General features: G+C 72.6%; 9 protein-coding genes and 1 pseudogene. 6 read left to right on the top strand and 4 right to left on the bottom strand.

The annotated features are described in order from the left end of the window. Nucleotides 1–71: 71 nt before the first annotated feature. The 6 genes and pseudogenes from AB0M35_RS02960 to hutH all read left to right on the top strand — a co-directional run bounded on the left by AB0M35_RS02960 (nt 72) and on the right by hutH (nt 8069). Nucleotides 72–920: a MurR/RpiR family transcriptional regulator gene (locus AB0M35_RS02960; RefSeq protein WP_363740734.1), complete on the top strand. Its 849-nt coding sequence runs from the start codon at nt 72–74 to the stop codon at nt 918–920. A gap of 13 nt (nt 921–933) precedes the next feature. Then, a complete protein-coding gene (hutU, locus tag AB0M35_RS02955; protein WP_363740732.1) occupies nt 934–2586 on the top strand; it encodes a urocanate hydratase in 1653 nt (550 codons plus the stop codon). 11 nt (nt 2587–2597) lie between these two features. Further along, nucleotides 2598–3809 (top strand): annotated as a pseudogene (locus AB0M35_RS02950) (allantoate amidohydrolase); the annotation flags it as partial. A gap of 116 nt (nt 3810–3925) precedes the next feature. Continuing rightward, nucleotides 3926–5284, top strand: coding sequence for a formimidoylglutamate deiminase (locus AB0M35_RS02945; protein ID WP_363740730.1), 1359 nt, complete (start codon nt 3926–3928; stop codon nt 5282–5284). Beyond that, on the top strand, nt 5281–6537 hold the full coding sequence (gene hutI / locus AB0M35_RS02940) for an imidazolonepropionase (RefSeq protein ID WP_363740728.1): 1257 nt from the start codon (nt 5281–5283) through the stop codon (nt 6535–6537). The genes AB0M35_RS02945 and hutI overlap by 4 nt, the downstream gene beginning before the upstream one ends. After that, nucleotides 6534–8069, top strand: a complete 1536-nt coding sequence (gene hutH, locus AB0M35_RS02935) for a histidine ammonia-lyase (RefSeq protein WP_363740726.1) — start codon at nt 6534–6536, stop codon at nt 8067–8069. Before hutI ends, hutH begins: the two co-directional genes overlap by 4 nt. A 14-nt stretch (nt 8070–8083) precedes the next feature. Here the strand turns inward: hutH and rdgB are convergent, their stop codons facing one another. From rdgB to AB0M35_RS02915, 4 genes are all read right to left on the bottom strand, one after another. Continuing rightward, on the bottom strand, nt 8084–8689 hold the full coding sequence (gene rdgB, locus AB0M35_RS02930; RefSeq protein WP_363740724.1) for an RdgB/HAM1 family non-canonical purine NTP pyrophosphatase: 606 nt from the start codon (nt 8687–8689) through the stop codon (nt 8084–8086). Nucleotides 8690–8743: 54 nt separating this feature from the next. Then, nucleotides 8744–9472: a ribonuclease PH gene (rph, locus tag AB0M35_RS02925; protein ID WP_363740722.1), complete on the bottom strand. Its 729-nt coding sequence runs from the start codon at nt 9470–9472 to the stop codon at nt 8744–8746. A 59-nt stretch (nt 9473–9531) separates the two neighbouring features. Then, nucleotides 9532–10278 (bottom strand): MBL fold metallo-hydrolase, encoded by a 747-nt coding sequence (locus tag AB0M35_RS02920; protein WP_363740720.1) that lies wholly within the window; start codon nt 10276–10278, stop codon nt 9532–9534. A 266-nt stretch (nt 10279–10544) separates the two neighbouring features. Next, nucleotides 10545–11510: a pyridoxal-phosphate dependent enzyme gene (locus AB0M35_RS02915; RefSeq protein WP_363740718.1), complete on the bottom strand. Its 966-nt coding sequence runs from the start codon at nt 11508–11510 to the stop codon at nt 10545–10547. Nucleotides 11511–11516: the final 6 nt, after the last annotated feature.

Here is an 11516-nt window from a genome sequence, read left to right as displayed (position 1 = left end):
GCCGCAGCTCACCCCTTGGCAATGAGATCGACCACTTGCCTGCTGAAAGTTTTTATGCATAAATTCGCAGGATGAATGACGGGGATACCATGGCGCCGACCGAGCGGGTCGTCGGCCTGTTCGACGGCGTCCGACTCACCCCGACCCAGCGACGCATCGCGCACTGCCTGGTGCAGCACGCCCCCGCCGTCGGCTACCTCTCCGCCGCCGAGGTCGCCGAACTGGCCGGCGTCAGCCAGCCGTCGGTCACCCGCTTCGCCGTCGCGCTGGGCCACGACGGCTACCCCGCGCTACGCCGCCGGCTACGGGAACTGACCGCCGCCGCGCCCGGCCCGGCCACCGCCGGCAACGAACTCCAACAGGCGGTACGCGCCGAGATCGGCAACCTGGACCGGCTGACCGAGCAGCTCACCGACCGGGAACGGCTGGCCGACACCGGTCGGCTGCTGGCCGCCAGCCGACCCCTGCCGGTGCTCGGTCTGCGCGCCGCCGCGCCACTGGCCGCCTACTTCGCGTACTTCGCCGCGAAGGTGCACCCCGACGTGCGGGTGCTCGATGACGGGGGCAGCCTGCTCACCGACCGCCTCGAACAGGCCGCCGAGGCCGGGGCGAGCGCACTGCTGGCCCTCGTGCTGCCCCGCTATCCCCGGGAGACCCTGGACGCGCTGCGCGAGGCCCGCGCCGCGGGGCTCACCGTGGTCGCGATCACCGACTCGCCGGTCAGTCCAGCAGTCGAGTTCGCCGATGTGGTGCTGCCCGCCGCAGTCGGCACCCAACTCGTGTTCGACCTGCACACCGCTCCGATGACCCTGGCCATGGTGCTGCTCCAGGCGATCTGCGACGCCGCCCCGGCCGAGACCCAGCGGCGGCTGGAGGCATTCGAAGCCTCCGCCGCCCGTCGCCAGTTGTTCCTCGGTTAGGAGGAGACACACCATGACCCACGCCGATCACGCAGCCCCCGGCCCCATCCGGGCCGCCCGTGGCCCGCAGCGCAGCGCCCAGGGCTGGCCGCAGGAGGCCGCGCTGCGGATGCTGATGAACAACCTCGACCCCCAGGTCGCCGAGCGCCCCGACGACCTGGTCGTCTACGGCGGCACCGGGAAGGCCGCGCGGGACTGGCCGTCGTACCACGCCCTGGTGCGGACGCTGACCGACCTGCGCGACGACGAGACCATGCTGGTGCAGTCGGGTCGGCCGGTCGGGGTGATGCGTACCCATGAGTGGGCGCCCCGGGTGCTGCTGGCCAACTCGAACCTGGTCGGCGACTGGGCCACCTGGCCGGAGTTCCGCCGCCTGGAGCAGCTCGGGCTGACCATGTACGGCCAGATGACCGCCGGATCGTGGATCTACATCGGCACCCAGGGCATCCTCCAGGGCACCTACGAGACCTTCGCAGCGGTGGCCGCCAAACGGTTCGGCGGCACGCTGGCCGGGACGCTGACGTTGACCGGCGGCTGCGGCGGGATGGGCGGGGCGCAGCCCCTCGCGGTGACCATGAACGGCGGCGTGTGCCTGATCGTTGACGTGGACCGCAGCCGGCTGGAGCGCCGGGTGCACGACCGCTACCTGGACGAGGTCGCCGACGACCTGGACGACGCGGTGCAGCGGGTCCTCGCGGCCAAACGGGACCGTCGGGCGCTCAGCGTCGGCGTGGTGGGCAACGCCGCCACCGTCTTTCCCGAGTTGCTGCGTCGGGGCGTACCGATCGACGTCGTCACCGACCAGACCAGCGCCCACGACCCGCTGTCGTACCTGCCGGTGGGGGTGGAGCCGGCCGACGCCGGGGACTACGCCACGGCCAAGCCGGCCGAGTTCACCGACCGGGCCCGGGAGTCGATGGCCCGGCACGTCGAGGCGATGGTGGGCTTCCTCGACGCCGGTGCGGAGGTCTTCGACTACGGCAACTCCATCCGGGGCGAGGCCCGCCTCGGCGGGTACGAGCGGGCCTTCGACTTCCCCGGCTTCGTGCCGGCGTACATCCGGCCGCTGTTCTGCGAGGGCAAGGGACCGTTCCGGTGGGCGGCACTCTCCGGCGACCCGGCCGACATCGCCGCCACCGATCGGGCCATCCTGGAGCTGTTCCCGGAGAACGAGCCGCTCGCCCGGTGGATCCGGATGGCCGGCGAACGGGTGGCCTTCCAGGGCCTGCCGGCGCGGATCTGCTGGCTCGGCTACGGTGAGCGCGACAAAGCGGGCGTACGGTTCAACGAGATGGTCGCCTCGGGCGAGCTGAGCGCACCCGTGGTGATCGGCCGGGACCACCTGGACTGCGGCAGCGTCGCCAGCCCGTACCGGGAGACCGAGGCGATGGCCGACGGCTCCGACGCGATCGCCGACTGGCCGCTGCTCAACGCGCTGGTCAACACCGCCAGTGGCGCATCCTGGGTGTCCATCCACCACGGCGGTGGGGTGGGCATCGGCCGGTCCATCCACGCCGGTCAGGTCTGCGTGGCCGACGGCAGCGCGCTGGCCGGGCAGAAGATCGAGCGGGTGCTCACCAACGACCCGGCGATGGGGGTGATCCGGCACGTCGACGCCGGCTACCCCACCCCACACACCGACGTCCGCATCCCGATGGCGGAGTAAGGAAGGGCCCCTTGTTAACGCATACGGTAGAGGAAGGGCCCCTTCTTAACAGGTTCCGCGAGCTGTGGGACGAGATCGCGCCGATCGGCCGTGACGCGCGCAGCGGCGGTTACCTGCGGTACGCCCTCACCGAGCCGGAGCTGCGACTGCGGGAGTGGTTCCGCACGCAGGCCGACGAGCGGGGCATGCCGGTCAGCGAGGACGGCAACGGCAACCTGTTCGCCTGGTGGGGTGACCCGGACGGCGGCGACGCGGTGTTGACCGGCAGCCACTTCGACTCGGTGCCGCACGGCGGGGCGTACGACGGGCCGCTCGGTATCGTCAGCGCCTGGCTGGCCGTGGACGAGCTGCGCGCGGCCGGCGTCACCCCGGTTCGGCCGCTGGTCGTGGCCGCGTTCGTCGAGGAGGAGGGTGCCCGGTTCGGCGTACCCTGCCTGGGGTCTCGGCTGCTCACCGGGCAGATCGACATCGAGCGGGCGGGCGGGCTGCGGGACGCGGCCGGGGTGAGCTTCGCCGAGGCGCTGGGTGCCCGGCCGGCGGGCCCCGACCCGGCGCTGCTGGGCCGCTTCGCCGCCTTCGTGGAGCTGCACGTGGAGCAGGGTCGCGCCCTGGTCGAGCAGGATGCGCCGGTCGCGGTGGCGAGCGCGATCTGGCCGCACGGCCGCTGGCGCTTCGACTTCACCGGCGAGGGAAACCACGCCGGTACGACCCGGATGGCCGACCGCCGCGACCCGATGCTCACGTACGCGTTCACGGTGCTCGCCGCCAACAAGGAGGCCCGGCTGCGTGACGCCCACGCCACGGTCGGCCGGGTGGCCGTCGAGCCGAACGCCACCAACGCCGTCCCGTCCCGGGTCACCGGCTGGCTGGACGCCCGCGCCGCCGAGCCGGAGACGCTGACCGGTCTGGTCGAGGCGGTCCGGGCCAAGGCCGTCGAGCGGGCCCGACGTGACGGCACCGAGGTCGAGCTGACCGAGGAGTCGGCGACCCCGCTGGTCGCCTTCGACGCCCGGCTGGCCGACCGGCTGGCCCAGTTGCTGGACGCCCCGGTGCTGCCCACCGGCGCGGGCCACGACGCGGGGGTGCTGGCGGCACACGTGCCGACGGCGATGCTCTTCGTACGCAACCCCACCGGCGTCTCGCACTCCCCCGCCGAGTCGGCCACCGACGCCGACTGCGCCGCCGGGGTGACCGCCCTGGCCACGGTGCTCGCGGAGCTGACCGGCGTGCCGACGCCCGACCAACTGCCAGCGTCCGACCAACTGACGGCACCCGACCAAATGCCGGCACCCGACCCGCTGACGGCGCAACCGGTTCAGCTCGACAGGGGGCAGGCCCGTTGACGTCGACCCGCTGGCTCGCCGAGTACGCCTGGCTGCCCGAGCAGGCCGAGCCCACCCCGGAAGTGCTGATCGAGACGGTCAACGGCCGGATCACCGCCGTCACCCCGCTGTCGCCGGGTGACCCGCCGCACGCCGGGGTCGACGTGCTGGCCGACGCGGTCCGGCTGCCGGGGCTGACCCTGCCCGGCCTGGCCAACGCCCATTCACACGCCTTCCACCGGGCGCTGCGCGGGCACACCCATGGTGGGCGGGGCGACTTCTGGAGCTGGCGCGACCAGATGTACGCCGTGACCAGCCGGCTGGACCCGGACTCCTACCTGGCGTTGGCGCGGGCGGTCTACGCCGAGATGGCCCTGGCCGGGATCACCTGCGTCGGCGAGTTCCACTACCTGCACCACGGCGCCGGTGGCACACCGTACGACGACCCGAACGCGATGGGCGCGGCGCTGGTCGAGGCGGCGGCACACGCCGGGATCCGGTTGACCCTGCTGGACACCTGCTACCTGACCGCCTCGGTGGACGGCCGGCCGTTGACCGGGTCGCAGTTGCGTTTCGGCGACGGTGACGCGCTGCGCTGGGCCGATCGGGTCACCGCGTTCACTCCCGACGGCGAGCACGCCCGCCTCGGCGCGGCGATCCACTCGGTGCGCGCGGTACCCGCCGAACAGCTCGCCACGGTGGCCGGCTGGGCGCACCGGCGGGACGCGCCGCTGCACGTACACCTGTCGGAGCAGCCGGCCGAGAACGACGCCTGCCGGGCGGTGCACGGTCGTACGCCGACAGGGCTGCTGGCCGACCACGGCGTGCTCGGCCCCTCCACCACGGCGGTGCACGCCACCCATCCGACCAGCGGCGACATCAACCTGCTCGGGGAGAGCCGGACCGGGGTCTGCCTCTGCCCGACCACTGAGCGCGATCTTGCCGACGGCATCGGCCCGGCCCGCCGGATGGCCGACGCCGGCATCCCGCTCAGCCTGGGCAGCGACAGCCACGCGGTGATCGACCCGTTCGAGGAGGCCCGCGCCGTCGAGTTGGACGAACGGCTGCGCACCCGCAAGCGGGGCCACTTCGCCCCGGTGGAGCTGTTGACGGCGGCGAGCGCGGCCGGGCACGCCGCGCTGGGCTGGACCGATGCCGGGCGGATCGCGGTCGGTGACCGCGCCGACCTGGTCACCGTGCGGCTGGACAGCGTACGCACGGCCGGGGTGAGCCCGGCGGGTGTCTGGTTCGCGGCCAGCGCCGCCGACGTCGCGCAGGTGGTGGTGGACGGTCGGGTGCTGGTCCGCGACGGCCACCACCTGACCGTCGACGTCGCGCAGGAACTGGCTGACGCCATCGCGGAGGTGATCGCATGAGCGCGAGGAGTGAGCTTGCGAGCCCCGCAGTCGCGAACAGGAGCAGGCACAGCGTCGGTAGCCTGCTGGTGGACAACATCGGTGAGCTGGTCACCAATGTGGCGGGCACCGGTGAGGGCGGGCCGCTGGGCATCCGGCGACGCGCGGCGGTGCTCGTCGAGCAGGGCGAGGTGATCTGGGTCGGCCCGAGCGGCGACGCGCCGGCCGCCGACCGCCGCATCGACGCCGATGGTGCGGCCGTACTGCCCGGTTTCGTGGACAGTCACGCCCATCTGGTCTTCGCCGGGGACCGGGCCACTGAGTTCGCCGCTCGGATGGCCGGGCAGCCGTACACCGGTGGTGGTATCCGCACCACCGTCGGCGCCACCCGCGCCGCCTCCGACGGCGAACTGCGCACCACCGTGCGCCGGCTGCGCGCCGAGGCGTTGCGGCAGGGCACCACCACGATCGAGATCAAGAGTGGGTACGGCCTGACTGTCGCCGACGAGGCCCGCTCACTGCGGATCGCCGCCGAGGTCAGCGAGGAGACCACCTTCCTCGGCGCGCACGTGGTCCCCGCCGAGTACGCCGACCGCCCCGACGAGTACGTCGGACTGGTGTGCGGGCCGATGCTGGCCGCCGCCGCGCCGTACGCCCGCTGGATCGACGTGTTCTGTGAACGGGGCGCCTTCGACGCCGATCATGCTCGGGCGATCCTCGCCTGCGGGCAGGCCATGGGGCTCGGCGTACGGATGCATGCCAACCAGCTCGGCCCCGGCCCCGGGGTGCAGCTCGGCGTGGAGCTGGGCGCGGCCAGCGTGGACCACTGCACCCACCTGACCGACGCCGACATCGACGCGCTGGCCTCGACGGCCGTCGACGCGCAGGCCGGGCCGGAGACGACGACCGTGGCCACCCTGCTGCCCGGTGCCGAGTTCTCCACCCGGTCGCCCTATCCGGATGCCCGCCGGCTGCTCGACGCCGGTGTGACCGTGGCCCTGGCCACCGACTGCAACCCCGGCTCGTCGTACACCTCGTCGATGCCGTTCTGCATCGCGCTGGCCGTACGCGAGATGCGGATGACCCCGGCGGAGGCGGTGTGGGCGGCGACCGCCGGTGGCGCGCGAGCGTTGCGCCGTACCGACGTCGGGGTGCTGCGGCCCGGCGCCCGCGCCGACCTGATCATCCTCGACGCCCCGTCCCACCTGCACCTGGCCTACCGGCCGGGGGTACCCCTGATCCGCCAGGTCCTGCACAACGGAGTACCGCGATGACCGTGACCATCCAGCCCACCGGGATCTCCACCGTCGACGTGCTCACCGTGGCACGTGGCAACGCCAAGGTCGTCCTCGACCCGGCCACCGTGGCGGCCATGGCGACCAGCCGGTCCATCGTGGACGGCATCGAGGCGGCAGGCCGCCCGGTGTACGGCGTCTCCACCGGCTTCGGGGCCCTGGCCAACACCTTCGTGGCTCCCGAACGCCGCGCCGAGTTGCAGCACGCGCTGATCCGCTCGCACGCCGCCGGGGTCGGCGCGCCGATGCCCCGCGAGGTGGTCCGCGCGATGATGCTGCTGCGGGTCCGCTCGCTGGCCCTGGGCCACTCCGGTGTCCGCCCGCTGGTCGCCTCGGCCCTGGTGGATCTGCTCAACCACGACGTCACCCCGTGGGTGCCGGAGCACGGCTCGCTGGGCGCCTCCGGTGACCTGGCGCCGCTGGCGCACTGCGCGCTGGTGCTGCTCGGCGAGGGCTGGGTGCTCGGCCCCGGCGGCGAGCGGCTGCCCGCCGCCGACGCGCTGCGTCGCGCCGGCCTGACCCCGATCGAGCTGGCCGCCAAGGAGGGGCTGGCACTGATCAACGGCACCGACGGCATGCTCGGCATGCTGCTGCTGGCCAGCCACGACGCGGCGCACCTGTTCACCATGGCCGACGTGACCGCCGCGCTGGCCATCGAGGCGATGCTCGGCTCGGACCGGCCGTTCCTGCCGGAGTTGCACGCCATCCGCCCGCACCCCGGGCAGGGCGTCTCGGCGGCCAACATCCACCGGCTGTTGCAGCACTCGGCGGTGATGGACTCGCACCGCGACGACGTGTCCCACGCGGTGCAGGACGCCTACTCGATGCGGTGCGCCCCGCAGGTGGCCGGCGCGGCCCGGGACACCCTGGACTTCGTGCGTACGGTGGCCGGGCGGGAACTGCTGTCGGTGGTGGACAACCCGGTGGTGCTGCCGGACGGCCGAGTCGAGTCGACCGGCAACTTCCACGGCGCCCCGCTCGGTTTCGCCGCGGACTTCCTGGCCATCGCCGCCGCCGAGGTCGGCGCGATCGCCGAACGCCGGGTGGACCGGCTGCTCGACGTGACCCGCTCCCGCGACCTGCCGGCGTTCCTCTCCCCCGACGCCGGGGTGAACTCCGGACTGATGATCGCCCAGTACACGGCGGCGGGGATCGTCGCGGAGAACCGTCGGCTGGCCGCGCCCGCGTCGGTGGACTCGCTGCCCACCAGCGGCATGCAGGAGGACCACGTCTCGATGGGCTGGGCGGCGGCCAAGAAGCTGCGTACCGTGCTGGACAACCTGACCAGCCTGCTCGCGGTGGAACTGCTCGCCGCCGTACGCGGACTGCAACTGCGGGCCCCGCTCACCCCGTCGCCGGCCGGACGGGCGGCCATCGCGGCCCTCGGCGAGGTCGCCGGCCCGCCCGGCCCCGACGTCTTCCTGGCTCCCCTCATGGAAGCCGCCCGCGAGGTGGTACGCACCCCCGACCTCCGGACGGCGATCGAGCGCGAGATCGGCGAACTCAGCTAGCTCGCCACGGCCGGTCAGAGGACCTTGGCGACCAGGGCGGCGAGTTCGCGCAGCGCCTTGCCGCGGTGGCTGATGGCGTCCTTCTCCTGCGGGGTCAGCTCGGCGTTGGTGCGATCCTGGCCGTCGCCGAGGAAGACCGGGTCGTAGCCGAATCCGCCGTCGCCGCGTGGGGCGCGCAGCAGCCGGCCGGTCTGCCGGCCGTCCACCAGATGCTCCTTGCCACCGGGCAGCACCAGCGCCACCGTGCACACGAAGGAGGCGCCACGGTGCTCGTCCGGCACGTCGGCGATCTGGTCCAGCACCAGTTGCAGGTTGGCCTGGTCGTCACCGTGCCGGCCGGCCCAGCGTGCGCTGAACACCCCCGGCATGCCGTTGAGCGCGTCCACCGCCAGCCCGGAGTCGTCGGCGATCGTCGGCAGCCCGGTACGCCGGCAGCCCTCCCGCGCCTTGATCAGCGCGTTCTCACCGAAGGTGAGCCCGGTCTCCGGCAACTCCGGGTACGCCTCGACGTCGTCCAGCCCGATCAGGGCGATCCGGTGTACGCCGAGCGCGCCGTCGAGAATGCGCTGCAACTCGATGAGCTTCTTGCGGTTACGGGTGGCGAGCAGCACCTTGTTCATACTCAGCTACCTTTCGTTCGCGACTGCGGGGCTCGCAAGCTCACTCCTCGCGCTTCACAGGGAGAGAGCCTTCCGCTGGGCTTCGGCCAGATCCAGACAGCCGACGACGGCCAGGTCGAGCAGGGCGTCCAACTGTTCCCGGGGGAACACGCCAGCCTCACCGGTGCCCTGCACCTCGACGAAGTCGCCGGCGCCGGTGCAGACCACGTTCATGTCGACCTCGGCGGCCACGTCCTCGTCGTAGCACAGGTCCAGGCGCGGCTCGCCGCCGATGACACCGACGCTGATCGCGGCCACCGAGCGGTGCATCACCTTCTCCGGCGTGCCGGTCAGGGCCTTGCGCGCGGCGAGCCAGCTGACCGCGTCGTGCAGCGCCACGTACGCCCCGGTGATCGCCGCGGTGCGGGTACCGCCGTCGGCCTGGAGCACGTCACAGTCGAGCACGATCGAGTTCTCGCCGAGCGCCTTGAGGTCGATGGCCGCGCGCAGGCTGCGGCCGATCAGCCGGGAGATCTCGTGGGTACGCCCACCGACCCGGCCCTTGACGCTCTCCCGGTCCGAACGGGTGTTGGTGGCCCGGGGCAGCATCGCGTACTCGGCGGTGACCCAGCCCAGCCCGGAACCACGACGCCAGCGGGGCACTCCCTCGGTGACGCTCGCCGTGCAGAGCACCCGGGTCGCGCCGAACTCCACCAGCACCGAGCCCTCGGGATGGGTGCTCCAGCCCCGGGTGAGGGTCACCGGACGAAGTTGGTCGGGCTGCCGCCCGTCAGGTCGCGCCATGCCTGCACCCTATGTGGTGCCGTGATCGAACCGTCCCCCGGTGCCCGTCCCCCGACGGATCAGATCTCGTAGCTGGCGCCCGCGCGGACCACTTCCAGCGGACCGGCATACGCGGCGGAGGCGGCGGCGACGGTGTGTGCCTCGCTGCCCCAGGCGGCCACCAGATGGGTCAGCAGCAGCCGACCGACGCCCGCCTTCGCCGCCGCCTCGCCCGCCTCCCGGCCGGTGAGGTGCAGATCCGGTGGGTTGTCGACGCCGTCGAGGTAGCTGGCCTCGCAGAGGAACACGTCCGCGTTCTGGGCCAGCCGCAGCAACGCGTCGCAGGGCGCGGTGTCCCCGGAGTAGCAGAGCACCCGGCCGCCGTGTTCCAGCCGGACGCCGTACGTCTCCACCGGATGCAGCACCCGGTCGACGGTGACGGTGAACGGGCCGATCGGAAAGGTGCCGGGCTCCAGTGCGTAGAACTGGTAGACGTCCTCGACGCTGCCGCCCTCCTGCCCGTACGCGTTGGCGAGCCGCTCCGGGGCGCCGGCCGGGGCGTAGACCGGCAACGGCGGGTACGGGCCGTCCGGGGCGTACCGGCGCACGACCACGTACGACGTGGCGTCGAGGATGTGGTCGCAGTGCAGGTGGGTCAGGAGGATGGCATCGGGGGCGTGCAGGCCGGCGTAGCGCTGGAGGGTGGACAGCGAGCCCGGACCGAAATCGATCAGGAGCCGGAAGTCCTCGGCCTCGACGAGATAGGCCGAACAGGGGGACTCGGGTCCGGGGAAGCTGCCCGCACAGCCCAGGACGGTCAATCGCATCGAGTTGTCTCGCTGTCACGGTAGGTGGTGATCTTCCGGGCCACCGCTCCGGCGGTGATCACTACCGACGCGTACGCCACGCTGCGCAGCCTACGCCCGCTCGCGCGAGGGCAAGAATGATCCGCTGGAAGTTGTCATCAACGTGACACCCACCCCGGCCGTCCGATCGAGTCGCCCTTGGCTGAGTGGCCAGTCAGTGTAGGCCGACGCGACGAGGGCCACCGGCAATCCGCCGGTGACCCTCGGTTCGTCACTGCCCGCACACGTCAGGCCCAGAGTTGCCCCTCCAGAGCGTCCTCCGCGTCGGCGAGGGTGCCGCCGTACGCCCCGGTGCTGAGATATTTCCAGCCACCGTCACTGACCACGAACGCCACGTCGGCGCGGCGGCCGTCGCGCACCGCCTCGTGCGCCACGGCCAGCGCCGCGTGCAGGACCGCGCCGGTGGAGAAGCCGACGAACAGCCCCTCGACCTCGACCAACTGCCGGGTACGCAACACCGCGTCCCGGGTGCCCACGGAGAACCGCCGGTTGAGCACGGTGGCGTCGTAGAGCTCCGGGACGTACCCCTCGTCGATGTTGCGCAGGCCGTAGACCAGCTCGCCGTAGCGCGGCTCGGCCGCGACGATCTGGATGCCTTCGACCTTCTCCCGCAGGTAACGGCCGGTTCCCATTAGGGTGCCGGTGGTGCCCAGCCCGGCCACGAAGTGGGTGATCGTCGGCAGGTCGTGCAGCAACTCCGGGCCAGTCGTCTCGTAGTGCGCCCGGGCGTTGGCCTCGTTGCCGTACTGGAAGAGCATCACCCAGTCCGGGTGCTCGGTGGCGATCTGCTTGGCGGTGGCGACCGCCTGGTTCGAGCCGCCGGCCGCCGGCGAGAAGATGATCTCCGCGCCGTACATCCGGAGCAGCTGCACCCGCTCGGTGGAGACGTTCTCCGGCATCACGCAGACCAGCCGGTAACCGCGCAGCTTGGCCACCATGGCCAGGGAGATGCCGGTGTTGCCGCTGGTCGGCTCCAGGATCGTGTCACCCGGCCGGAGTTTGCCGGCCGCCTCGGCGGCCCGGACCATGAACAGCGCCGCCCGGTCCTTGATGCTGCCGGTCGGGTTACGGTCCTCAAGCTTGGCCCACAGCCGCACCGGCGGCGCCCCCTCGGGCGCCGTCGGCGACAGTCGGGGCAGACCCACCAGGGGCGTGCCGCCACAGGCGTCAAGCAGGCTGTCGTACCGCGCCATCGCCGC

Origin of the sequence: Micromonospora sp. NPDC051196 (genome assembly GCF_040682415.1) — a bacterium.
GTDB lineage: Bacteria > Actinomycetota > Actinomycetes > Mycobacteriales > Micromonosporaceae > Micromonospora.
Note: the sequence above shows the minus strand (reverse complement) of the source record. Positions and strands in the feature narration are given on the sequence as shown.